This is a genomic window from Pseudoalteromonas amylolytica (assembly GCF_001854605.1).
Lineage (GTDB): Bacteria > Pseudomonadota > Gammaproteobacteria > Enterobacterales > Alteromonadaceae > Pseudoalteromonas > Pseudoalteromonas amylolytica.
In genome coordinates this window covers 54594-80604 of record NZ_MKJU01000026.1, presented here as the reverse complement: position 1 = coordinate 80604, position 26011 = coordinate 54594, and the positions used below count along the sequence as shown (strand labels likewise).

General features: G+C 43.9%; 18 protein-coding genes, 1 pseudogene and 1 riboswitch. Of the genes and pseudogenes, 10 read left to right on the top strand and 9 right to left on the bottom strand.

Translation table 11 applies throughout. The features are described from left to right. Positions 1–128: 128 nt before the first annotated feature. Complete coding sequence (locus BET10_RS11170; protein WP_070985670.1) at positions 129–2729, bottom strand: TonB-dependent receptor; 2601 nt, start codon at positions 2727–2729, stop codon at positions 129–131. Between the two features lie 97 nt (positions 2730–2826). On the opposite strand from BET10_RS11170, the gene BET10_RS11165 reads away from it, so the two are divergent. Continuing rightward, positions 2827–4923, top strand: coding sequence for a winged helix-turn-helix domain-containing protein (locus tag BET10_RS11165; protein ID WP_070985669.1), 2097 nt, complete (start codon positions 2827–2829; stop codon positions 4921–4923). A gap of 4 nt (positions 4924–4927) precedes the next feature. Here the strand turns inward: BET10_RS11165 and BET10_RS11160 are convergent, their stop codons facing one another. Next, positions 4928–6256, bottom strand: a complete 1329-nt coding sequence (locus BET10_RS11160; protein ID WP_070985668.1) for a TonB family protein — start codon at positions 6254–6256, stop codon at positions 4928–4930. Between the two features lie 281 nt (positions 6257–6537). Then, positions 6538–9111: a TonB-dependent receptor gene (locus BET10_RS11155; protein WP_070985667.1), complete on the bottom strand. Its 2574-nt coding sequence runs from the start codon at positions 9109–9111 to the stop codon at positions 6538–6540. A 513-nt stretch (positions 9112–9624) separates the two neighbouring features. Between BET10_RS11155 and BET10_RS11150 the strand changes: the two genes are divergently transcribed. The 4 genes from BET10_RS11150 to BET10_RS11135 all read left to right on the top strand — a co-directional run bounded on the left by BET10_RS11150 (position 9625) and on the right by BET10_RS11135 (position 12160). Beyond that, entirely contained in the window at positions 9625–9873 is a 249-nt protein-coding gene (locus tag BET10_RS11150; protein WP_070985666.1) for a hypothetical protein, read from the top strand. A gap of 138 nt (positions 9874–10011) precedes the next feature. Then, positions 10012–10260, top strand: a complete 249-nt coding sequence (locus BET10_RS11145; protein ID WP_070985665.1) for a DUF3297 family protein — start codon at positions 10012–10014, stop codon at positions 10258–10260. 494 nt (positions 10261–10754) lie between these two features. Beyond that, entirely contained in the window at positions 10755–10967 is a 213-nt protein-coding gene (locus BET10_RS11140; protein ID WP_070985664.1) for a hypothetical protein, read from the top strand. Positions 10968–11032: 65 nt separating this feature from the next. Beyond that, entirely contained in the window at positions 11033–12160 is a 1128-nt protein-coding gene (locus BET10_RS11135; RefSeq protein WP_070985663.1) for a radical SAM protein, read from the top strand. Positions 12161–12277: 117 nt separating this feature from the next. Here BET10_RS11135 and BET10_RS11130 read toward each other — a convergent pair whose 3' ends face one another. Continuing rightward, a complete protein-coding gene (locus BET10_RS11130; protein ID WP_070985662.1) occupies positions 12278–14374 on the bottom strand; it encodes a zinc-dependent metalloprotease family protein in 2097 nt (698 codons plus the stop codon). 69 nt (positions 14375–14443) lie between these two features. Further along, a riboswitch (cyclic di-GMP riboswitch) is annotated at positions 14444–14531 on the bottom strand. A 334-nt stretch (positions 14532–14865) separates the two neighbouring features. On the opposite strand from BET10_RS11130, the gene BET10_RS11125 reads away from it, so the two are divergent. Further along, on the top strand, positions 14866–15168 hold the full coding sequence (locus tag BET10_RS11125; protein ID WP_070985661.1) for a hypothetical protein: 303 nt from the start codon (positions 14866–14868) through the stop codon (positions 15166–15168). Positions 15169–15241: 73 nt separating this feature from the next. Continuing rightward, positions 15242–16087 carry a carboxylate/amino acid/amine transporter gene (locus BET10_RS11120; protein WP_070985660.1) on the top strand — a complete coding sequence of 282 codons (846 nt, stop codon included), beginning with the start codon at positions 15242–15244 and terminating at the stop codon, positions 16085–16087. A gap of 37 nt (positions 16088–16124) precedes the next feature. On the opposite strand, the gene BET10_RS11115 is transcribed toward BET10_RS11120, so the two are convergent. The 4 genes and pseudogenes from BET10_RS11115 to BET10_RS11100 form a co-directional block, all read right to left on the bottom strand. Beyond that, a complete protein-coding gene (locus BET10_RS11115; protein WP_070985659.1) occupies positions 16125–17624 on the bottom strand; it encodes a calcium-binding protein in 1500 nt (499 codons plus the stop codon). Between the two features lie 161 nt (positions 17625–17785). Further along, positions 17786–20059 (bottom strand): catalase/peroxidase HPI, encoded by a 2274-nt coding sequence (katG, locus tag BET10_RS11110; RefSeq protein ID WP_070985658.1) that lies wholly within the window; start codon positions 20057–20059, stop codon positions 17786–17788. Positions 20060–20353: 294 nt separating this feature from the next. Beyond that, the gene (locus tag BET10_RS11105) at positions 20354–21634 is read right to left on the bottom strand and encodes a S41 family peptidase (protein WP_170829140.1); all 1281 of its coding nucleotides are present in this window, start codon (positions 21632–21634) and stop codon (positions 20354–20356) included. Between the two features lie 167 nt (positions 21635–21801). Beyond that, a pseudogene (locus BET10_RS11100) lies at positions 21802–22623 on the bottom strand (GNAT family N-acetyltransferase). A 503-nt stretch (positions 22624–23126) separates the two neighbouring features. On the opposite strand from BET10_RS11100, the gene BET10_RS21285 reads away from it, so the two are divergent. Continuing rightward, positions 23127–23639 (top strand): alpha/beta hydrolase, encoded by a 513-nt coding sequence (locus BET10_RS21285; RefSeq protein WP_139158543.1) that lies wholly within the window; start codon positions 23127–23129, stop codon positions 23637–23639. Between the two features lie 28 nt (positions 23640–23667). On the opposite strand, the gene BET10_RS11085 is transcribed toward BET10_RS21285, so the two are convergent. Further along, positions 23668–24615 carry an alpha/beta fold hydrolase gene (locus BET10_RS11085; protein WP_070985655.1) on the bottom strand — a complete coding sequence of 316 codons (948 nt, stop codon included), beginning with the start codon at positions 24613–24615 and terminating at the stop codon, positions 23668–23670. 266 nt (positions 24616–24881) lie between these two features. Here BET10_RS11085 and BET10_RS11080 point away from each other — a divergent pair, with 266 nt between their 5' ends. Together BET10_RS11080 and pnuC are read left to right on the top strand one after the other, a co-directional pair. Further along, positions 24882–25061, top strand: coding sequence for an alternative ribosome-rescue factor A (locus BET10_RS11080; protein WP_070985654.1), 180 nt, complete (start codon positions 24882–24884; stop codon positions 25059–25061). 284 nt (positions 25062–25345) lie between these two features. Further along, entirely contained in the window at positions 25346–25981 is a 636-nt protein-coding gene (gene pnuC, locus BET10_RS11075; RefSeq protein WP_070985653.1) for a nicotinamide riboside transporter PnuC, read from the top strand. Positions 25982–26011 lie beyond the last annotated feature (30 nt).

The following is a 26011-nucleotide window of genomic DNA, read 5'->3' as shown; positions in this document are numbered from 1 at the left end:
TTTAGCTCTGATGTGTACGGTGGCTCGGAACAAGATACATTATTCTATTAAATAGGTGCTTGGTATCGGGCTTTTCAACTCAAAGCTCGATACCAACTGTGGCAAGTAGTTTATAAACTTAAATGAACTTAGAACTGATATCTTAGCCCCGCGTAATAGCGTCTACCGTTGATGTATATACCCGTAGGGGCAAATTCATTACGATCAAAGGTATAAATTTGCTCATCCGTTAAATTAATAAACTCAAATTGTGCTTCTAGGCTGTGAGTCAGCTTAATCGTAAGGCTGGCATCTAACTGACCATAATTATCCATGATGGTTTCACCGACCCCTGTGGCAAACTGAGTGCGATAGTTATAGCTTAGTCGGGTACTGAACTGGTGATTTTCATAGTAAGCGGTGAGATTAGTGCTGTGTTTGGAAGTGCCGGGCACTTTGTTTTTTAAGTTATGGTCGCTTTGCTCACGTTCACCGTCAACAAAAGTATAGTTCGCAATGATCCCAAAGCCATAGGCCAGCGTTTGTTGATAACTTAGCTCTATACCCCGAATACTGCCACCCGCGCCATTCTTTGGTCTATCAATCGACATTAAAATACCTTCGTGATGTTCCAATTGCCTATCAAACTCTATAAAGGATTCTACGTCTTTATTGAAAAGAGCCAATGAAGCAAGCCCCGCATCGTCAAAATACCACTCCAAACTGGCATCAAACTGCGCTGCACGGTAAGGGTCTAAATTGGCATTACCGCCTTGGCCTTGGGCTTGCGTGACGTTGTAATTGGTAGACGGCATTAGGTGGTGAAACTGAGCGCGAGACATGACGCGTGCAACGGAAAAGCGACCAACAAGTTCATCGCTTAAATCCACCTTGAAGTTAATGCTTGGTAGTATATCGGTGTAATCTCTTGTTTCTTCATGCCATTTATAACTATCAGGGGCTTCGATAGGAGAGGCAACGCGTTTGTATGCGCCTGAATCTTGAGCGGTCCTGACGATTCGAACGCCCATATTAGCGCTAAAATGCTCAGTGGCCAATTGCAGTTGGCCGTAACCTGCGAGTGTTTTTTCCGTGATATGAAAGCGGCTGGCTTTTTCAACTTCCTGTTGAAAATTAAGATGGCTAAAATCTTCTGCAAGTGCATTGATATCGGCAAAGCTGTATACCTTTAAGGTATCTGAATTACCCACGTCGGCCAAATAGCTGTCTACAAATTGCCCAGGGTAGTCCGCCAAAGTCGTATTGAGTTGGCCAGCAAGGCCATCAAGTCCACCAGAGTTGGAGCGGTAACGCAAAAAATCACGCTGGTGGTCTTTAAACTTGAGTCCGAACTTGATGGCATCAATAATTTTAAAACCCATATCGTGGGTGAAGTCGAGTTGTGCAAACCAAGCTTTGTCTTCACCGTTTTGACTGTCATTTCTTGCCTCGGTGAGAAACCAGCGTTTAGCATCTAACGGCGAGGTGGTGTAGCGGGCAACAATATTCTTTTTGTTTGAGGTATCGACACTAAATTGCGTATTGGCAGAAAACTGCGAGGTGATATCTTCTTTGGTGCCACCTGAGCCGCGACTCACACCTATTTGTAATTGAGAAGTCCAGAAAACCCCTTCATAGGCTAAATCTAGATGTGCGCTGTGTGTGCTTAATTGTGAATCTCGCCAAATCGCCTCCATACTGGTGTTGAATGGCCCTGTTACTGGTAAATATTGTGCACTAACCAGCGTATTATCTATGATATTGAGATTGCGAACGGCACCACCTAAATCCACTGATTTAGCACTTTGCCACAAAAAGTTCTGGTTATTATTGTCTGCATCTAGGTGAGAATATAGCAGGTGACCATTGAGCCTCCAGCGTGGTGATAGTTGTAAGGCGGTATTGACGGTATACGCTTGCAGCTCCCTTTTTTGCTGGAATACGGCGGAGCCTCCACCGCCAGGAAACCACATCATTTTTGCTGGACTTTGTTGCTCTTGTGGGGTGGCATACCAGTTGTCGTCATTGTCTTGATACAATGTGCGCTCATGCCAGCCCCATGACTCAAGGCCATCTCGTCTTAGGCTGCGGTCTCGCCTTGTGGCGGTAAATAAAATCGCGTAATCGCCGCCTTCACTGTGATAGTTGTAAATGGCGCTAAGTTGCGGGTCGAGCTTATCGCTTAAGTCACTGTATTGCAGCTGAGCTGTGACCATGCTGTACCCTGCGGGGGTCAATAAAGGGTCTCGCGTTTTTATATTGATCGCACCACCTAACGAGCCTTCGTCCTGTGATGCCTGAGGTGTTTTAAAGACCTCTAAAGTAGAAACTATTTCACTGGGAAGTAAGGTGAAATTAAATCCGCGGCTGGGCTGACTCGAAATCCACCAATCTGCAGATGCTAGATATTGACCGTTTAGATAGGTTCTATTTTGTTCTGGAGTAGTACCTCTGACACCTATTCTTTCACCTTCGCCCTGTGCACGAGAAAGAGAAATACCCGTAATGCGTTGTAGCGCTTCAGCGACATTTTTATCTGGAAATTTACCGATATCTTCTGCGCTGATTGTATCTGAAACTTGTTGATTGTGGCGTTTATTACTGAGAGACTTGACAACGCTGTCATGAAAGGCACGAATTTCAATGCGCTCAATTGAGTTTTCGATTGTCGGATCGCGCTCTGTTGCATAACTAGAACCTGCAATTAAAAGTGCGCTGCAAGACGCTGTTAGTATGAGAGTCTCTGACATTGTGCTCAACTTATAATACGAGTAAGTTATTGTTAGTTACTTTTCATAATACGCTTTTATTACGAGCCGAACCATAGTTTTACAATATTTTTAGCGAATGCTTGAAAACCTTAATAAACGTTTTTTAATCAATGAGATACTGGTCGATCTGGGCAACTTATCTGTGCAGGTAGGAGGATCCTGTAGAAGCATCGAAGCGAAGCATGCCGCTTTATTGCGTCTGTTGATTACCAATCATGGCGAGGTGGTAACACGTGAATTAATACTCAACACCTTGTGGCCCGGTACCATAGTGAGTGATAACTCGGTGAGTCAGCTGGTGGCGCAGTTGCGGAGGCTTTTGGATGACAGCCCGACTGATCCTAAGATTATCAAAACGGTGCCACGCTTAGGCTATCAATGTATTGCCCATGTTGAAAGGGCGCCAACACTGCTTGAACATATTGAAGAAGTATCGCGTGGTCGCGGTGTGCAATTTGCCTTGCTGGGGTTTCTAGCGGGCGCAGCCATTACCTTGGCAGGTTTTGCAATTACGCAATACTGGCAGCAACGGGGTGAAGTTAAAGCGATCAACACTACGAGAATAACCTCAGCACCGGGAGCTGAGCTATTTATTCGCTTTTCCCCAAATGGAAAATACTTGGTATATAGCTACTTAGCCGATGGAGCCGATCAGTTTGACTTAGCCGTGTATGATCTGGAAACGAAAACAACACATACCATAAAAAGCAGTGGTTATAGTGAAGAGTCGGCAAGTTGGTCCGCAGATGGCAAATGGTTAATTTACTCGCGTTCAGACCCCGTTTCTTGTGAAATACGCGCACTGGATGTTAAGGGGCCTGTGGAGATGTGGCGTTTGGCAAGAGATACGGTGCTAGATACTTGTAACAGTGCCCAAGATTCCGCGCCTTGGTTGCCGTATAACAACAATCAGTTTATCACTAAAGTCTGGGACAAAGATGGCGCTTATTTGCAGTCGTTAAATGTGTCTTTTGCAGGCAGTGCCCCTAAAGTGATCCATAAAACTGCATTGCCGATTAGAGATGTCACTCATTACGACGTGAAGTTCCACTCCTTGCTTTATCAAATAAAAGAGCAGGGAGTATTTTTGGCTAACCTAACCAACCTTAATAATATTGCGCGAACACACACTCAGATAGCAGACAAAACTTATACTGCTTTCAGCCTCGGCGATGTACCAGGGTCTGTGATACTGGCCGCAAATCAAATTGAAAAAGTACACGGCGCGAACAAACAGCTACTCTATGCCAGTTTTGGCTCGGTCACTGAAATAGATTTTCACGCCAATACTGAGGTGTCAGCTCATACTGAAGGGGTGGCAGAAATTAACTACTACCAGCTGGAGTTGAGTGATCAGGGTAAGGGTAAACAAACACAACTTACCTCACCGTCTAGAATGGATTTGCTCGCAACACTCTCACAAGATGGCTTACACTTTGTGTATGCATCCATTGCAGCTAAAAATGAAGGGTTTAGCAAGTTTGAATTATGGCACAAGTATGCTTATCGGCCCACCTCAAGTTTACTTGGCACCATGCCCGAAGGGGAAACACCTGTTTTATTGTTACTGTCACCAAGTAGTGAATATTTAGCTGTATTGTCAAAATCAAATAAGGTGTATTTAGTCAGTTCTTTTACCAAAGAAGTCAAAAAAATTATTGATAACTTCTCTGATGTTGCCAGCCTTCGTTGGTCAAGTGATAGTCGTAGTTTGCGGTATCAGGCCAAACTGTCTGGCGATGCTGATTGGCAGAACTGGCTTTTTGACATATCCCAAGGTCGCAGTGAGCAAGCGCACACTACTAACGTAAGTCGTTTGTCATTAGCGGCAAAAAATCAGAGCTTCAAGGATTATCAGGAGCAAGTGCAAGATTTTCTAATTGCCAAACTAGCCAGCATGTTTGATGTGGAGCAGCTGAGGGTTTCACTTTCTCTTTATCAGCCAGCGGTATACCAAGATGGGATCTATTTTATTTTAAAAAGAGGACATCAACTAGTGCTTTATCGCTACTTAAGCGCCAGCGAAGAAATACAGGAAATACAGGCTGTAGGCTTGCATTTATATGCAGATATCAAGGAGCTGCAGGTATTATCTAGTTTCGATGGTAGCAAAGTCATATTCAATCGAATCAACAATTATGAAAGCGACATTGTATTACTTAAGCAGCAATGAGAAGTTATTGTGCGAGCTGTGAAAATGCGCGTATTTCAGCTGTGCTCCAGCCTCGGTCCATGGCGGATTTTAACGCTTGTGATAGCAATCGGTTTACTTGAACCTTTGAACTTGTCAGTTTGGCACTAAGCAGTAACAGTTGTGGGTGAGTTGTATCTAAAGAAAGCCCTTGCTCAACCCAATACTTGGCTTTTTCAAGATCTTCTGTAATGTTCAGATGAGTAGTAGCGAGTAAAATGATGGCACGTAGGTGCTTTTCGGATGCAGCTTGTTCAAGTATATCCAGTGCCTTTATTTGTGCTTGTTCATCATGGCTGTTTTGCAAAAGTATCGTAGCCAGTCTGAAGCGGGCAACATTCATAGTCTTTGCTGCATGGTGCAACCAAAGCGTTGCTAACTCTTCCTCCTTTCTGCTAAGTAGCTGTATAGCAAGGCGGTATTGCGCCAAATTAAAGCCATTCTTTGCAGCAGCAAGTAGCAAGCGATTGCTAGGGTTATCAGTACGCCAATGGTATCGCAATAACTGATAGGCGTTATAGTCTTTCATACTCAGCCAGTTCGCAATATTGTATTGCACTTGAGCAACGCCTTTTTCAGCGGCATCAATATTAAGCATAAGTTGTTGCTCATAATCCTTTTTTTGCAGTTTTAAAGTTGCGTGGTATTGCTCGCCTTTGTAAGTGGCGAAGTGGTAAATAAGAGAGTGATTGGTTTTTGCGCCACTGTAGCGCCATTTTTCCACTGCATTGAGTAGACTTGCGGTGAACGTATGTTTGGGGTAGCTATCGATGACCTCAATGTTGATGGCTTTACCGCTGCTATCAATATCAAACTCTAGCCACACCCATCCTTCAACACCTTGTCGTACAGCCTCTTCTGGGTAGTTGGGAAGCACATCGGCGATTTTCTTTGGGGAGGGAATGGTTTCTGCTTTTTCTAAACGAGGAAGTGTCGAGTCCAGCAAATAAGTTTTTGCAAGGTTGTCTCTTTGCTGACGCACAAAGTCTTGTAAGTCTTTGGGTTGCTTAGCTTGTTGTAACACTAACTGCGCGGTTTGAAGTGCTTCGGTTACGCCAAAATCATGAGCCAGAGAGAACCAAGCAAAGGCACTTGCAACACTTTTTTCAACACCTTGTCCATATAGGTACATTACCCCCAGGTTATACATAGCATCCGCATTGCCAAGTTTGGCTAGGTGGTTAAATTGGGTAAACGCCCGTTGATAATTGGCATCTTGGTAAGCGAGGGTAGCGTCATAGAGGTCTGCTCTGCCGAGCCAACTACATCCACATAGGAGTAAAAAAATAAGCCTGATAATGAGGTTGCTGTGCATCTTATTTGTTACTCACCTTTGGCTTGTGTTGTTAGGAATAGCTCGACTTGACTGGTTATCTAACCACAATATAAGAGAAATTAAAATAATCCACAGACCAATATTCGGTGAGCGAGATGAAAAAGTCGGACTATGCTCATAACGCAATAAAGAAAGCTGATAGCGGGTGCTATCAGCTTGGTGACTCCGGGCAGGGAGCCGATAAAGTCGAACCTGTGTTAGCAGTAGTACGACTTGAGTGTGGCGAACATCCATGTTCGCTCTCTAACCTCTAGTGAGCACTAGAAGTTAAACCTGATACCTGCGCTGAAACGTCTGCCATCCGCATAAACACCAGTGAGTGCTTGTTCAACCCCTTTTTCTTGATAGCTGAAGGTATGTTCATCGGTTAAGTTAATTGCTTCTACTACAAATGCTAGATTTTCGCTGTAGGTATAAGTGACATTAGCATCTATTTGTCCGTAGTCATCCATATAGCCTGGCCAATCTCGGCCAGTATCATAGCCAGTTCTGTAGTTGTATGAGATGCGAGCGCTGATGATTTCGTTTTCATAGTATGAGCTTAGGTTTACAGTATGCTCAGAGTTACCAGGAATCGTAATATCATTACCTTGCGCATCTTTGGCTTCGCCGTCTACGTAAGTATAGTTTGCTGCGATACCAAAGCCTTCATATAGCTCTTGCTGATAGCCAAGCTCTAGCCCCTGAATTCTACCAGCCTTACCATTAATGGGTCGGCTGATAAGGATTTCTCTACCTTCATGAACTTCAAGCGCTGGCTGACTTTCTATAAATGATTGAATATCTTTATAAAAAATTACAGCTGAGAATAGACCTGCGTCACTAAAATACCACTCAATACCGGTATCAAACTGCGTAGCACGATATGGGTCAATATCTGGGTTACCACCAGTACCCGTTTGTGTCTCTAGATTGTACGACGTTGAAGCGGTCATATCAGCGTAGTCAGGGCGAGACATCACTCTGGCCGCAGAAAACCTCATGATCAGATCATCGTCTAAGTCTATTACAAGGTTTAAACTGGGCAGAATATCAAAATAATCTTTCTCTTGTGTGGTCCAAACTTCAGCGCCAGATTCGCCTGCGAATGCGGATGAAGTCTGTTTGGTATTGACCAACCTCACCCCAAGGTTACCGCGTAGCCCATCCGCATCCAAATTTGCTTTGATGTAGGCGGCTGTGATTTTCTCGTTGATATCAAACGTACTGGCTTTTAATACTCGATAGTTCCAGCCAAGCGCATCGCCTTCTTTGCGAATTTTATTGGCATCCGTGATGGCGTAACTGCGTGTTGTACCATCAGAGCCAAGGCCAGAGAGGTAATCACTGGGCATAGCCATTGAGTAATCGGCTAGGCTCCAGTTTAGATCCGTGCGGTTATCTGTGGTGTGTTTGGTATTAAAACGGCTGTGGTCACGGTATTTAACGCCCATTTTGATCTGATTAAAAATGGCCACGTCGATGGGACGTTTGAAGTCTGCCTGAAAGTAGCTCTCGTCGTCTTTTGCATCGTTGCTATCATAACGTAAAAAGCCTAAATGCCACTTTTCACCATCGTTAGGATCTGCGCCATAGCTGGTTTTAATATCTTCTGCTTGTGAGGCATCAAAGCTGTGTACGTAATTGCCTTCCCAGCCAACCGAGCGGTCAGCCTGAGAGCCACCAGAACCCTCAGTGTAGCCTAGATGAAAAGATGACTCCCAAAGTTCACCCTGATGCTCAACTTTCAAATCGTATGATTTTGTTTTTAGCTCAGAGTTTCTGACTTTGGTTTCATCGAGAATATTATTGCCATCTGGAGATAACCCGAGCGTCCCACCTACCGCCATGTTTCCTACTACGGGATGGCTTATTACGTTAATGTCGGTGTACTGAGAGCCGCCATAGCCTGGTAACCAAAGGAAGTTTTGGTTTTCATTGTCGGCTTCTAATGTAGAATCTAGCGCGTTGAAGACAATGTCCATGTTGTCATTTGGGCGGTATTGCAGTGCTAAGTTAATGCCAGTGCGCACTCGCTCTTGTGAAAACATCGCTGAGCCACCGCCGCCAGGGCTATACACATTTTCGACTACGCTGCCATCTTCAAGCGTAATATCACGATAGGTCCAAGACCATGCTTCGATACCATCACGTCGTAGGTTACGTTGTTGGCGTACAACGGAGATAAGTGCACCAAATGATTCATCGTCATTTTTGAAGTTATACATGGCTGAAAGCTGTGGGTCAGTTTCACCTGATACTTCACTGTGTTGGGCTATGATGGCACCAGCAATTTTATTTGCTTCTAAGCTCAAAGGCTTACGTGTTCTTACGATAACTGTGCCACCAATAGAACCTTCATCTATGTCTGCCTCAGGAGACTTATATACTTCCAACGCTGAGATAATCTCTGATGGTAGCATGGTGTAGTTAAAGCCACGGCTGGCGGCTGAGTTTGTCCACCAATCTGCAGAGCCGACTGCCTGACCGTTCAGCAGCGTACGGTTTTGGCTTTCACCTGTACCACGAATACTGACTCGCTCCCCTTCACCGAAACTACGAGTGATTGATACACCTGTGATACGTTGCAAAGATTCGGCAACGTTTTGGTCTGGAAATTTACCTATATCTTCTGCGGTTACCGCATCAACGATAGCATCAGAGTATCGCTTTGTGTTGAGAGACTGCACCACACTCCCTCTGATCCCTCGAACTTGAATTACTTCGACGTCGCCGTTGGTGTCAGCCTGTTGCTGAGTGTCTTGCTGAGCGGCATAAGCTGGTGTGTACAACAGTGAACCAACTAGAATTTGGCTGATGATTATCGCCAGTCTTTTTTTGTTATTGTGAATCATAGTTTCCCCTTAAGTACTATATGTGCCTTGGTATTAAAGTCGTTTAAGCCAACCTTTGATCGATATCGCTAAAAAATTAAACACTAGAGAGAGTTGTTAAATCTTGAATCAAAATGATTAGTTGTGATTTGTATGAAATTTAGAAGTGTTTTTAGTTATTGCATTGAAAAGTATAGATAAAAAAATATCTAAAAATTATTTGTGCAGTAATAAGTTAAATTTACTCAAAGGCTGAAGTTATATATTTGGTTAACATTCACAACTAATAAGAGCCAAGGTTGCTAGAGGGGAGATGGGAGTGAAGTAGGGGCTTTGTTTTGTTTGTATGTCCATGGTTTTGGTTTAGCACCCAAGTGTGGCAATTAAAATTTGCATATAAGGTTGTAACTGCAATGAGAAAAACGAACTGTTAGGCTTGGTTTTTGTAAAACATAAGGGGGAATATCTCAACTTTCTTTACATAGCATAAAGCTGTTATTCTACCCGCCTGTAAGTTGTAACAGAGTAAAAAGCATGATTGACGATAATAAAGTAATAGATACCTTGGAAGAGTTAGAGGCGTTTCTACGGTTAGTTGACGGTGGGAGCCTAGGTCTTAAAAACGCCGCAGGGGTTGCACTTGCAACCAACAACAGTGATGGTCGCCCGTTAGTCGCGGTACTTGATGATAATCACCAACTGTTACTCGGTCGCTGGGTGACTCAAGAAGTATTTGAAAATGGTAAAGACTTAGTTCGCAGCGGAGCAAAAAAACCAAATTAATCGTGGCGTGCTGTGGTGCGAGTCATTTTATATAGCAAGATGCAGCTTGGTTGTTGGTAAACATTTATCACAGAAGCTATTGAGCGGGTGATAAGTATTACCTACAATAGCGCATCCTTTTTTATCGCAGAACATATTATGAACGACACAACAGCAAGACCAGATATTCCTGATCAACTTTCTATTAATCCACGTAGCAAATTCTACAATGAGGAAGTACTCAAACACGAGATTGGTGTGCGCATCAATGGTAAAGATCGTGATGATGTTGAGGAATACTGTATTAGTGAAGGGTGGATCAAAGTTGCTTCACCAAAAGCTTTAGACCGTCGTGGCCAGCCGCTTCTTCTGAAAACCAAAGGTACAGTAGAAGTATTTTACCGCTGATCACCTACGAGTGATTTCGTAGCATAAAAAGATAAGCGTTGGTGTATCTAAACCACGCTTATCTCTACCTAAAGAGTGCTTGTTTACGCACACCATCCATCCGTATTTTTCTACTAAATATATTGCACCAGCCGATCCATTCAATGTCATTTAAAGCGACGACTATTTGCTTAAAAAACGCTCTATTATTGCCATTTTCACTCCAATAAGCCTATTGCTTTAACAGTCAAGCGCTTACAAAATGATGTAAAAATCACAATACAGTACCGATGGTTTTTAATTGATTAATTAAGCAGTTTTAGACAATAAATTTTGGCTGTATGTGCGTACATGTGAAGCGTTGTAATCAGGATTATATTTAATTACTTAGCAAAATCACGAAAAAAAACTCATAGTTTTGTCCCAATAACCTTCGTTGACATCTCATACTCCTGTACTAGCTTTGGGCTGACTAGTTACTAGTCGAATCCACTTATTTAGAAGGAGATTAAATTATGGCTAAAGGTGTAGGAGTAAGAACAAGCGAGGCAGTGAAAGCCTTCAGGCAGCCTGCTGAATTAAAACTCGACAAGCTAGACGTTCACTCACTCAACGAAGAGCTGGGTAAATCTAGGATCTTAGAAGCTGTGAAGGGTCATATCATTAATGACTTAAAGCTTGATGCTTCGCAGATTAGTTTCTCTTTAGATTTTGGTTTAGATATCTAAGCTGAGCGTACGACCTCGGCACTTCACAGTGTGGAGTGCCGATTTGCCAAAAAGGAGTGTTTATCATGGCGTTTAGTGCAGCAATCGTGAAGCTTAATAGTGTCTGTAATTTGAATTGTAGTTATTGCTATATGTTCAATGGACCAGATCGTACCTTCGAAGAAACAGCTAATAAAATGGACGTTGCCACAGCAACCCTTATGATTGATGAAATAGCCGTCTATTGCGTCAGTACCGCACAGCAGCATTTTAAGGTGACATTACATGGTGGCGAACCAACATTGTGGCCTGTGAAGCGTTTTGCAGCTTTGTTCGAACATGCGGATGAGTTGAACCGTAAACACGAAATTGCAATTAGCTTCTCAATTCAATCAAATGGTATCAGTGTACCCGATGGCTTACTTGCATTATGTTTAAAGTATCAAGTGTCAATTAGCGTCAGTATTGATGGCCCGCAACAATACAACGATGAATTTAGAGTCGATCACAGTGGTCATGGCAGTTATCAGCGTATAATGAAAACTGTGCAGCACATTGCCAACAGCGAATATAAGTCTTTGTTGAGTGGCTTTTTGAGTGTGATTAATCTCAACATCAGCCCGCAGGAATATTTTGACTGGATCAAGACATTACCCGTGACACGGATTGACGTATTGTGGCCCATAGAGATCAATCATGACACCGTGAAACAAGATGTATTACATGACAGTGTTATTAAACAGCACCGCTATGGAAAGTGGCAACAAGCGCTATTCAATATCTGGATGCGCAATGATGATCCTAGCATCTATATTCGTTCATTTTTTAACATTTTGACTGTCTTACACGGCAGTAAGGCTCATATTGACTCGATAGGCAATGATGTACTGAATATGTTTGTGGTGAACACACAAGGTCAGATTGAATACCCTGATTATTTCCGCTCTGCCAAAGATGGCGGATGCAAAACGGACTTACATATATCTGGTGGAGTTTCTCAACTGGAACAGGAGCCCATGTTTGCTAAGCTCCTGAAGCTCAAAGACTATCGGCCACTAGATTGCCAGCAATGCCCACATAAGGCGTTATGTGGTGGCGGTTTTTTACCCGGTAGGGTCAAAGGAGAGCAATTAGATTTAAGCCAAAAATCTATTTTATGTGACGATCATTATATGTTGTTCGACACCGTGAAAAGTGTTTTAGGGCAAGGCTGAGTCGTCGATAGACCGCTGAGGTAGAATTATTGGCCTTATCAATGTGATGTGAGCAAGCACAGCCTGCAAAAAAAGCAGCCAAGTGGCTGCTTTTGGTGATATCTAAGAGAGATATGTCTAATTAGTACACTTTTTGCCTTTACAGGGTTTATCTGAGCCACCGTCTGTGGTGCTGGTCACGCTCACTACCTGCCATATCGTCCACTCAGAACTGGCTATTTCATTCACTGCACGTACTCGATAACGAAATGTCCCCTTACCGCTGTTATCAGTGTGTGTGGTTTCATTGCTGCCAACAGATGCCACCAGCTGGGTTGCCTGCCAGCGACCGTTTTTGTGTTGTGACTCTCGCTGTACTTCAAATATCAGCTCATTGTCACTGTTGTCTTGCCAATTTAATAAAGCGGTACCGTCTTGAGCGTCAAGCACTGATAAATTGCTTGGTGGAGCAGGGGGCAAAGGTTTTGGCGGTGGGGTATGTGTGGTAGCACACAAACTTGCAGATGGCACCGTGGTGTTACCTGTTAAATCTTTTGCTTGTACGCTGAAGCAATATTGAGTCTGTGATTGCAGTGCCGTTGCCGTAAACACAGTATCACTTTGCCAGTCACTGCCTTGGCAGATATTGCTATTTTGTGTGCAGTCAAAGCGATAGCTTACGACACCACCATTGTCATCAATAGCGCTAACAGCCTGCATTGTAATTTCTGAATCACTCATCGTTGTTGGAGCTTGAGCAAAACTCATAGGATTAGGATCTGGTGGTGTATTATCAGGGGTTGCAGGAGTCACTTGACCCTGTAAATAGAAATGGCCTTGACTTGCATAGTCGCTTGCATATGGGCCCGCAGCACCAAACACTTCTAGCGTATAAACCCCTTGTGCGAGATCTATCTGAATACTAGCACTGGTATCGTTATGGGTATTATTAGTTGCGACCACTGTGCCACTACTGTCGTATAAATTCAGGCCAATATCCAGATTAGCACCACGCTTGTTGCTGCGAGGAAATACATCCCAGGCAGGGATGGCAATAAATTCAGCGGGACCACTGCCCACACTGAACTGAAACCAGTCACTGTCACTGACTTGCACGCTACCTTTGTTGCCTGTAGATACGTTGTCGGGGTCTATTTGGCGGTTAGTCGCAGAAAATCCACCTTGGCTGTCTACTTGCAAAATAACAGGGTTATCACTGCTACCTTCGGTGTCGATTGTCATGCCTAATTTGGTTGCGATGATCGCGATATCATCCTGATTTTGGTTGGCATCGGGGTATTCCCCTTTACTCCATTGGGTCACATTTTTATAGTAGCTGGCGCCCATAATTGGCGCCCAACTGCTCGGATCGCTATCATTGCCAAGGCCTGGATAGTAGCTTTGCGTGGAAGTGCCATCATGGCTTAATCCCAAATTGTGGCCAAGCTCATGAGAGCCTGCTTCAGCCATATAAGATGCGACGCCGCTGCCTAGGCGGTTGTAGTACACAAACGCAGGTTGATAGTAAGTAAAATTACTGCGGCCCCACACGTTCACGTAGGCCACGCCCCCGGCACCTTGATGTGGCATGGCATAGCCAGACAGATCGGTGTCTTTGGTAAATAACACCCAGCCAACATTCGGACCAAACTCAACGGGAGCTTCTGTTGTGACATCAATGTCAAAGGCGGCGAAATCATCCGCCATGCGGTTCCAGATGTCATGAATACGCGCGCGTTCATTTTCATTGAATGTATTTGGATCGCCATCTAAATCATAGGGCGCTGAATCAAAAGTGGCACCGCTTCCCCATGCGCGACCACTGACAATGCCGCCATCGAAATCTAAAAACACTTTGTTATTAGAACTTGGGTTACTGTGTAGTTTAAACACATCCACAGGCGGCAACGTGTATGCTTGTTCAGAATCGTTCGCTAGGCCGTCAACCAAAGCTTCTTCGATGTAGAACAGCTCACCGCTGCTATCGGCTTGCATCAGCAAGGTATCAATAGCTGGAATTGCCAGTTCTTGTAGTTGTACAAGCGCCTTTTGTTGGGCGTGAGGAGGTAATTTGCTGAGGCTAGTTTTTAGTTTGCCATTTGGTAAATTGTTGATGGCTTGTATTGGCAATGCTGTTTGTGGTGTGCTTTTGCCAGCGGCATAGGCGGTAGAGCCTAATGCCATACCAATACACCCACAAAGCATGACAGCTTTGCTTTTTGTTAATAACTTCATTTTATGCTCCAAATAATAACAACTTGGTCATTTGGAACGGAAAGATAGGCAGCCGAATGGTTTGGCTGCGCTAGCAATCCCGCTATCATAGGGCTGTTGACCCCTTAGACCGGTGACTTTGCGCCCCATCCTTTCGAATGGTTTGCCCATAGCGTCGAATAAGCCGACCAAAGAACTCTAACAAATAATTGCAAAGATGAAAACAAATCAATCAACTGTGTTAAATTTAGGTAATTTATTATATTTATGAAAAGTTAAGTTAAATAATACTATGTGTGCAGCCAGCATAGGCTGTACAGATTAAAGTCTATAAAAACAAGTGGAATATTCCCGATACAAGAAGTTAACGTATTTACTCTAGATAGGGCTGGTAATTATAAAGTTGACTTGTATAATTGACTCAATTTGAGTACCCAATAAAGGGGCTTGGGTTCAGTGAATGGCAAATTGAATATATGTCAGGGAGTTTTATCGTTGTCTAAGGAGAGATTATGAATAAAGAAAGTATTGAAAGTCATATCGCGTTGACACAAATGAAGAAGCAAGTTCAATTGGAAGCTGAATTAGCGTCGCTACGCCCCAACGTGTTTTCACACAGCTTTAAAGCGTTGAGCGTATGTGCTTTGGCGTTTGGCTGGAGCGCACTGGTGCCTAGTAGCTCAGATCAGCTCACATCTTACTGCTTGCTCTACGGCACAATATTGATAGGCGTAAACATGTGTTATGAAAGTTATCGTACCCATAAACGCATAGATACCCTTTACAAACTTTTAAAAAGAACGGCTCATGAGTGAGTAAAGCTTCACAATAGGTGAATCACGACACGTGATTGTGTACGATAGCATTTTTGGGTAAAGCGCAGGCTGTATGCAATATCTTATTTCGGTAACCTTGTTGTGGGCTTTTTCATTTAGCTTGATAGGCGTATATTTGGCAGGACAAGTAGACGCTTGGTTCAGTGTGCTGGTGCGTATTACTTTGGCGACCTGTGTATTTCTTCCCTTCTTAAAGCTGTCTGTAATACCCAAAAAGCTTGCCGCCAAATTGATGCTGGTAGGTGCTATTCAATTGGGTGCGATGTACGGCTTTTACTATCATTCGTTTTTATTTTTAAGTGTGCCAGAGGTGCTGCTCTTTACCGTTATGACACCACTGTATATTACCCTGTTCAATGACCTGCTGGCGAAGCGCTTTCATATCGGCTTTTTAGTGGCAGCTTTAATCGCCGTGATAGGCGCGATAGCGATTCGCTATGAAGGCGTAGATGGGCAGTTTTTGATTGGTATGCTGTTGGTACAGGGCGCAAATATTTGTTTTGCAACAGGGCAGGTGATGTATAAACGGCTGATGCAAGACAAGGAAATTCCCCAGCAAAGCGTATTTGCTTGGTTTTTTATCGGTGCGTTAGCCGTTGCTGTTTCTTGCTTTGCTGCATTTGGCGATGTAACAGGTTTACCAACAACGGCTGTGCAGTGGAGTGTACTTATCTATTTGGGAGTCATAGCGTCAGGGTTGGGTTATTTTGCGTGGAACAAAGGGACTACAGTTGTGGATGTCGGTGTATTGGCTGTTATGAATAATATGCTGATCCCTGCGGGCATTTTGGTCAACGTGGCTATTTGGAATCGAGACGCTGACATTATGCGGCTTGCAATTGGTGGTGCCATTATTATGTCTGCGCTTTGGGTGAACAAAAGGTTGAGTAACGCTTAACAGGCAAACCCGGCATGAGATGCCGGGTTAGTAAGTGTTATTGGCAATCTACCACACTACCTGTTTGGTTGTAGCAGGTCTGGACTTGTTGCAAAATGTGCTTACATTTATAAGCAACGTTATTCTCCATACAGTTTATATAGGTGCCGTAAATACCTGAGCCAACGTTGTAATCAACACGCCACTCGTAGTATGAGTAGGGTTTTGTAGATTGATCTTCTAACCAGCGTTGAAATACGGCGCTGGAAACTATATCGAATAGTGCGGTGGGGCGAGGGCCATAACTACGCCAACCATTATTTAAGCCAGTGTATGAACCAGGCATTTCTACCACAGCATTGGCAGCGTCATAGTAGGGGTTATCGAAGTTACTTTTCTTATCAACTTTAGACAAAAGCCCTTGATAGTCATCAACCCAAGTGATGCCTTCACAGCTATTTAAAAATAACACCCCTTTATCATCACCCTTGCCGCAACTGCCCTCAGGAAAAGCATCGGCCGTCCAAATGTAATCGGCATTTCTACCACCTTGAATTTTTGCGTCAAACTCCGTTGACGAAGTAATAATGACGTCATTGCCGCTACCACCTTCTTGTCGTGAGTTTTCTAAGTAAGTGAAGAGAATATCGTCGCCGCCGTTGCCCCATGCTTTGTGCCATTTGCTACTATTGACGACATCACCATCGCCTACTTCAAAGAGGGCGTCTTTACCGTTACCGCCGTATAGTCGGTCTTCGCGACCCTTATTACCGGTTAGATAATCATCGCCGTCTTCACCGTAGAGTTTGTCATTCCCCTTATCACCACTTAGCACGTCGTCACCGCTTCCGCCGTATAAGGTGTCGCCACCATCGCTGTTGCTGTTACAGCCACTTTGTTCGTAAATATAGCCATTATTGGCATTGGCAAGACGGCACCCTCCACCGAGATAGTCATTATCATTACCACCCATAAGCAGGTCACTACCTTGGCCACCGATGAGTAAATCACCACCATTGTCACCAACGATTACGTCATCATTCTGATCGCCAAACAGTTGGTCATGGTCGTTTCCTCCCGTAATGTGATCATTGCCATAGCCGCCATAGATCACATCGCTACCGTCTTGTCCGTGCAACATATCATTGCCAGCACGACCATAAATCGTGTCATTACCTGCACCACCATACACTCTATCTTGTTGCGAGCCTGTGGTAATTGTGTCATTACCATTTTCGCCATAGACGTACTGCATGACTGCGACATCTTGTCCATTGAAGGTGTCATTCCCTGCGCCCAATCTGGCTTCAATAAACATGATTTGGCTGAGGTAAAATGTATCGCAGCTGGTGTTACTGCTGGCGGTTCTAGTAACGGTTAATGTGTCTTGCGAAGTGTTAAATGAAAATGACTCGGACTCAGCAGAACCTGCAATTCTTAGTGACACCCCCTCTAAAGTAGCACTGGCTCCATCGCCTATACCGTTACAAGAAGCCATTGCATAGTTTGATAGGCCCAGCGACAGAGCAAGGCACAAAGAGCTTAATTTAAACGCCATTAGTTTATCCTTATATTTGATTATATTGGTCTTTATGAGTGTTTAAGAACTCATTTGGCGCTAAGGTAGCGTTGAATCGTGCAAAGAAAATGGAGAAAATTCGGGTGGTTAGTGGAGAAAAGGCACTGAGTATGGTTGCTCAGTGCCTACAAAGGATACGTTTAGCGGTCTAAATTCATCACCTTGGTCCATACTTTGATAAAGTCGTCCACAAACTTTTGTTTTGACGTATCGAATGCATACACTTCCGCCACAGCACGTAACTCAGAGTTAGAGCCAAAGATCAAATCAACTGAAGTCGCGCTCCATTTCGGCTCACCCGTTTGACGGTCAAAACCTTGATATATACCTTGCTCTGATGACTTTCTCCAAACTGTTGACATGTCTAGTAAGTTTACGAAAAAGTCGTTACTTAAGGTGCCTGGCTGATTGGTGAATACGCCATGTTTCACCCCCTGATAATTTGCATCTAATACGCGCATACCACCAATCAGTACAGTCATCTGTGGCACACTCAGGTTGAGTTGATCGGCTTTATCAATCAGCATTTCAGTGGGTGACTTATAGCTGTTTTGTTTGTCAAAGTAGTTTCTAAAACCATCGGCACTGAGCTCTAGCAAGCTAAATGAGTTCACATCGGTTTGTGCCTGTGTTGCATCCGCTCGACCAGGAATAAATGGTACCGATACTGCGTAACCCGCGTCTTTAGCTGCTTTTTCAATGGCCGCATTTGCAGCTAACACAATCAAATCCGCCAAAGAAACACGACTGCTGTTGAACATACCGCCATTGAAATTTGATTGGATGTTGCTGAGCACTTTAATGACTTTTTGTGTTTCCACGGGGTTATTAACTTGCCAATCTTTTTGTGGTGCCAGTGCTATACGGGCACCATTGACGCCACCGCGTTTGTCCGCTGCGCGATAGCTTGCTGCAGCGCCCCAAGCTACTCGAACGAGCTCAGATACACTTAGACCTGAGTCTAACACCTGTTTTTTCAGCTCGTTAATATCATCATTGTCTAGCTTTGATGCGGTTTTTTCATCAATTGGGTCTTGCCATATCATGGTTTCTTTTGGTACTTCCTTGCCAAGAAAGTTACGTGCAGGCCCCATATCTCTGTGGGTTAATTTGTACCATGCTTTGGCAAATGCCAAACGGTACTGCTCAGGGTCCGCTAAAAACCGCTCCGCTATCTTGCGATATTCAGGGTCGAACTTCAGTGCTAAATCAGCGGTTGTCATCACTGGTGGATTAAACTTACCTTTGATATGGGCATCTGGCACTGCTTTATGCAGCGACTCATCGGTTGGTATCCATTGAATTGCGCCAGCTGGGCTGCGTGTTTGCTGCCATTCAAAGTTCAATAGGTTACTTAAATACAAAGAGGTCCACTTAGTGGGGGCTTGCGTCCAAGCGCCTTCTAAACCGCTGGTTACGGTGTCTTCAGAGTGTCCTTTACCGCAGGTGTTTTTCCAACCAAGGCCTTGTTGCTCAATGTCTGCAGCACCAGGTTCTTTACCCACGCAATCTTTTGGTTTGTGTGCACCATGCATTTTACCAAAGGTGTGGCCACCTGCTATCAGCGCTAAGGTCTCTTCATCATTCATAGCCATTCGAGAGAACGCGGTACGAATATTTTTTGCAGAACCCAAGGGATCGGGAACGCCTCTCGGGCCTTCTGGATTGACGTAGATAAGCCCCATATGGGTTGCGCCGAGTGGACGCTGAAGTTTGCCGTCCCGTTCGTGTCTATCGCTGGCCAGCATTTCCAACTCTGGACCCCAGTATACCAAGTCTGGTTCCCAATCATCAGCACGGCCACCGGCAAAGCCAAAGGTTTTAAAACCCATATTTTCTAGCGAAACGTTGCCAGCCAATACCATCAGGTCAGCCCAAGACAATGCTTCACCATACTGTTGTTTTACCGGCCATAACAAGCGACGAGCTTTGTCTAAATTACCATTGTCTGGCCAGCTATTGAGTGGGTCAAAACGTTGTTGCCCACCATCTGCGCCACCACGGCCATCTAATGTACGATAGGTACCTGCGCTGTGCCATGTCATGCGGATGAAAAACGGACCATAGTTGCCAAAGTCAGCGGGCCACCAGCCTTGAGATGTTGTAAGCAGCGTATCTATATCTTGTTTTACTTGGTCTAAATCTAAGCTGCTAAATGCTTTGGCGTAATCAAAATCTTCGCCATATGGATTTGACCGAGCATCATGATCACGTAATGGCGCTAAATTTAATTGATCGGGCCACCAAAATTGATTTGTTTTTGCTTGTCCTGCTTTGGCTACACCACTGCCGATAGCCCCTTGAGGCTTACTCATCTGGGCTTTTTCTTGGTTTTGTGCGGATGCACCGCCAGAAATTAGTAGCAAACTGACCAAACTGGCCAGTAGTCGCTTGTTAAAAAGTCGCTCATTCATGGTAAGTTTCCTTAAAGTTTACCTGCCTCCGCAAGGGGGCGATTAATTTGCATACTCACTACATTGACCTGAGAATGGTGAAATACCAGGTCACAATAAACACAAGCGGTTTGATATCTTTTGCGCCCGCGTTTGAAATCGTTGCCAAGAGTATAGGAAAGGGCGGTGGGTTTATGAGCGAATTAAAACGATTGGCTTAATCGAAAAACTTGATGTTTAGATTGATGTTAGAGATCTGAATTGGACTGGAGCCCAAACATACAGGCTCCAGTAAGGTGAGGAAATTTAAAGCCGTTAAAGTATATTTTCGGGTAAGCTTGCCTGTGTCAAAGAGATATCGGGCACAACAGGCGTCATTTGAGTAACACCACTTGGGCGGGTCAGTAAAAATCGTGGTGAAATCATTTGCAGCTGACTGTGCGTGAGTGTAGTGAATTGGATGCCACCGCTTTGTGTGCTGCGACCGCCTGTTTGGGTACCTATAAGCTGAGCAAATTTATAGTCCTGTACGGTGTTTGCAAACACAACAGATGATGAGTAAGTACCCGTACCTATTAGAAGGGACACTTTGCCAGTGTAGAAGTTATCCAGCTGTAGGTCTGGTTGGATTAAGCGGGTATTTTCACCTTGTTCAATATTGCCAACAATTTGCCCCGGATCACGATATTTTAATAAAATCTTTGAGCGGTAAGTTGAAAAGTGCCGATAGGGCTTATCGGCGATATAACGCAATATGCCTTCCATCCACATATCGTCGTTACCACCTCCGTTTTTGCTGATATCAATGATTAAGTGATTAATGTTCTTTTCTTTGATATCCGTGAATACACCGTCCATAAAGGTGAGGTATTGTTTAAAACCATCCCATGCAAACGTGTTCACGCGTAATATGGCTGTGTTGTCTTGATAGGTGACATTGAATTCCTCTGCAAAGGTAGACGTTGCGAGGCTTTTCGGCAGTGCAGCCTTGGCGCTGAGCTTAATACTGTGTGGCTTACCCTTGTGCGTTAGGTTGATATGAAAAGAATCTTGTGGGCCAAATGTCATATAAAATAAGCGATTAAACTGACTTTCCAGCACGCTTTGGCGAAAAGCCAGTGTGTCGCCATGGGTATTGGTGAGTAAGAGTTGTAACATGCTGGTGGCGCTGATGCCATTGATAGATTCTATTTTAGCGCCTTGATAGCGGCTAGTTTGTGTGCCTAGGTCTCGTGCCACATAAATGCCGTCATCGTTTATATACACTTCTAGTGGAAGCAATGCTGTTCCCTGCACAATCCATTGACGCCACTGTGACGTTGAGCCATGCCCTACCTTAATGTGACCATCTGCGAGCATGGAGTTAAGTGGGGCCATGTGTTGCCACAGTGTCATTGCGGTCATTGGGGATTTAATCGCGCTTTTGATCTGCGCTACTTTTTGATAAAAGGCATCAACATCTTCTACGCTGTGCGATAAATCTGGATGAGTCTGATGTAGCCAGTTAAACCACTGCTCAATATCTTGATGTGCTTGTGAAACAGAAAGAAGCCCTTTAAAAGGCGTTACGGGTGTAGTTTGTGCTTTGCTTGTCAACGAAGTAAGTATACAAAAAATGAAAACCAGAGTGAGGGAAACAAGCCGAGTTGGGTACAGCATAATAGTCCTTTGTTATTTTTTAAGGGTATGACGCGATGATTTTCCAAAAGGTTTAAGGCAACTTTGATATTTTTATGGTTTTAAAGTCAAAGCGCCTTGTTTTATTAGCCTATTTCAAATGATGTTACGCCGTATGTTCTTTCGAGAGATAGCTTTGGTGTGTTGCCCGTGTACATTCTGGCGGTTTCAAAATCAGGTGCCATACCATGGTCGTTAGCCAGAGCAACCGCGGCGTCATTAACTTCAGGAACATCTTAATAAATTGTGTCTGTTGTGGAGGTTTTAGCGCGTAGGGCTTGAAAAAGTTGCTCTGCCTCAGCTTTACTATTCGCAAATAGGGGGCCTATTTTATAGCCTTGTCGACAAGGGCGGATCACGCCATACCCCGCGATTTTTCCTTCGTTCATGATAGCGAGAGCGTGGCTGTTAGCTTGGGTTACCCAGCATTTGAGAAAGTTTTCACGCTTGGCAGGAAAAAACGCCTGTTCGTAGTCAAGTACAGTAGCGATGGGCAGATCACTTAGCGATACGATGTTGCTGGCTAGCGGTTCTGTACCACCGCCTGTGCCCGCAAAACGGATGTTACGATAGGCAAGTTTAAAACCAGACTTTTTATAGTTATCTTGCTGAGCAACAACACCATCCAGCGCGATATTACAGCCATTCAAATATTGCAGTCCAGCTTGCCATATTTGCCAGCCAAAACCTAAGCCTCGATACTCGGGTTTAACGATATAAAAGCCTAAAAATCCGAAACTATTATTGTATTTCACCACAGAGATAGATGCGATGGGTTCATCACCCAAATAGCCCATCAAGAAACCATTAGGATCGGCTCGATAATAGCACTGAGCGTCACTGAGCCCAGGATTCCAGCCCTCGCATGCTGCCCACTCAACGGCAATATCCAGCTCACTTGGGGTCATAGTTTTTATTGTAAGGGACCGATTTTCCATGCTTTCTCCTAAAGCGGTTATGCGAAGCGAATGTTGCAAAATTTATACTATCAAGCTTGAACTTATCCGTACAAGCATAGTTGAGAGAAGAGATTGTTTTAGTATAATCATATTGTTACGCACTCGTACAAAAATTTTCAATTCAGTAAGACTTAAGATTGAGCGACTAGCATTAAAGAGGTTGCTCATCGTTTTGATGCGCAACTTCATCGGTTTTAAATACACTGGAATGTTACCAGTTGGCAAGGGGCACCATTGGCGCCCCTTTTTTAACTACCAATAACGTGAGGTAAGGAAAAGGAAAGTGATGAAACTTCGTATGGTAAGCTGCGCTTGGCTCACAGCGCTGATATCTTTCAATAGCTGGAGTGCGACTGTCTTGACGGCTCCACCAGAGTCTGTATCTGCAAACGACAAATTTGTATTTTATCAACATGGTTACATAGTTGAGGGAACAAACCCAAAACCAATAAATACTAAAAACGGTTGGGGGGGGTTATGATTTTCCAGCAATTAAACAAGCACTTGCTGATAAAAGCTATACTTTAATTGCACACCATAGAGCTAAAAACACTGACCCCTTTGCTTACGCCTATGAATTAAATCAACAGGTACGCACATTGGTTGAAAAAGGTGTTTCAGCAAGGAATATTACATTAGTTGGCTTTTCTCGAGGCTCGTTTATCGCGGGTGTTGCCTCTGATAAGCTCTCAGATTTAGAGATTAATACCGTGATATTGGCTGGCTGCGGTAGGCTTGTCTCTAGTAAACACACAGATATAAAGGTGTTTGGCCACGTGCTATCGGTCTATGAGCGCTCAGATGGCCCTCAAAGCTGCGCAACTTTGGCCAAACGCAGTACACAAACGCGTTCGTTTAATGAAATTATGATCGATACTGGCCTTGAACATGGGGCATTTTACAAGCCAATGAATGAATGGGTTACCCCAGTAAAAGCATGGATTAAAGCACATATGGGAAGGTAGCCTCAGGTAAACCTCAGGTAAATGAGGTTTAGCTTTTCATGATGTGCAACTCACATTTGCGAGCTTTTTTCTCAAGGCGCTTTCGTTCGGATTTAGTGACGTGCTTGGCAACCCATTTTGTCATTTTTTTCATCAACTCGGGTGGAAAATTATGGCCCATTCCTGGTACGACTTTTAGTTTAGCTTTACGTATGCTCTGTGCTGTTTTTTGGCCTGCACACAAGGGGAAGATGGGGTCTTCTAAACCATGAATAACCAGAGTTGGTGCTTTTATTTTAGGCAGTAAATGCTCCCGACTGCCGCTGTAAGTAAGCGCGACTAACTGGCGTTTGAAACCATTTGGAGTATGAGCACGAGCTACGCTCAACTTAGCCTGTTTTTGGAGCGTGTGTTCGTCTTGTGGATACCCAGGACTGCCAATTAATTGGTTTAACCTCACGAGGTAATTAATACTGGACGCCTCATTGTTTCTCACAGGTTGCAAGCGAAGCAGGCGCATAAAAAGCAAAAAGTTACGTGTACAAAGGCGGGGCATGGATGAAGATGACATCACGAGAGTCAGACTCAACACTTTCTTTTTATGCTTAGCAGCCAAAGATTGCGCTATCATACCGCCCATAGAAGCGCCGACTAAGTGCGCTTTTTTTATTTGTAAAGCGCCCATCAGTGCTAATGTATCCTGACACATATCTTCAAGGGTATAGGGGGCTGCCGCTGTGGATGCGAAGCGCTTTTTTAACCATGTTTGTACAAGGCTAGGACTACCATATTGCTCTAACTGAGTAGAAAGCCCCGTATCGCGATTATCAAAGCGCACGACACGAAAACCTTTTTTAACTAGCCCGTAAAAAAAGGGCTCTGGCCACACGGTCATTTGTGCGCCTAACCCCATTATTAAAATAATGGCAGGGGCCTCTTTGGGCCCTTCATCTTGATAATTCAGTGTAATACCGTGACCGGTTACAATGCTGGGCATAATAAAGCTCAAACGTTTGGCAAGTTAAATTTATTTTCTTACAGTATAGCGAGTGAGGTATGAAGGTTTGATAACAATACCCAGTAAACCAGATTAATCTGCTAGGAAAGCCGCAATAAATTAGGTAAGGTTTTGTTTTTATTTATTTTAATATGGATTGGATAGAGTCTAAAAAACAGCATAAAAATTACTTGCATACAGCGGCATTTATGCCAATAATTCGCCCCGTCATTAGACGATTTAGTAGTCAATTTTAAGGAATTATCATGAGTAAAAAACAACACTGCCACGCCCATCAACGAGGTGAAATAAAAGATAATGCACTCAAAGCATTAGTCACCAGCCCACTGTTTAAAGTCAAAGTTGAAAAGGCGAAAAAAGGCAAAGGTAGCTTTAAACGCAACGCAAAACATAAAGGCCAAGAGCCTTATCTTAAGGCAGCGTAAGCAAGCTTTAAGATAAGGCTTTTTGTGCCACTCAATATAAACTTTTTTACCACTAATAGTTCCCTTCAGTTATTGGGGGAGATTGATTTTGCATAGGATCAATTCCCCTCGCTCAAGCCAGCTCCACGTTTACCTAAAAATACATCATAAGTTGAAATTTAACGGGCTTTCACAAGGCGTACTCGCCAGAAGGGTGATAACATAATGCGACTTGATTTCAATTGCCTGTGTAAGGATGCGTCAGCATTGGAGAGTCTGTTAGTTACAATTGAGCATTAAAATATATGAATGAATTAGTTGGCTTTTTCCAACATGTTATCAGTGGCTTTCAAGCCATGTCAGTTTGGGAGTACAGCGCCGTATTATTGTCTATCGCTTACATGCTGTTGGCGATGAAGCAAAGTGCCTGGTGCTGGGTCGCAGGCGGTATCAGTACATTAATTTATACTTTGTTGTTTTTCAATGGCGCATTGTTGATGGAGTCGTTGCTAAACTTTTTTTATATGGCAATGGCGGTTTATGGCTGGTGGCAATGGCGACAAGGCCAAATGTTGGGGGCAAAACTCACTCTACATGAAGAAAACCAGTTACCTATCAGTAGTTGGTCATTACGCTCTCATACTCGGTTGATTGCCATCACAAGTGCAGTTGGTATAGCCCTTGGATATGTTATGGAGCATTACACCTATGCGGACTTTGCCTATTTGGACTCCCTGACGACTTGTTTTGGCGTCGTTGCCACCTACCTTCTCGCGAAAAAAGTGCTGGAGAACTGGTTATATTGGGTTGTGATTGATGCCGCATCAATTTATCTTTACGTAAGCAAAGGCTATTTCCCAACCGTGGTGCTGTTTGTATTTTATACCGTGTTGGCGGCTGTGAACTATAGCCAGTGGAGACAATCCTTACGCAACGACTAACATGTTACTACATGCTAAATAACAAGGAGG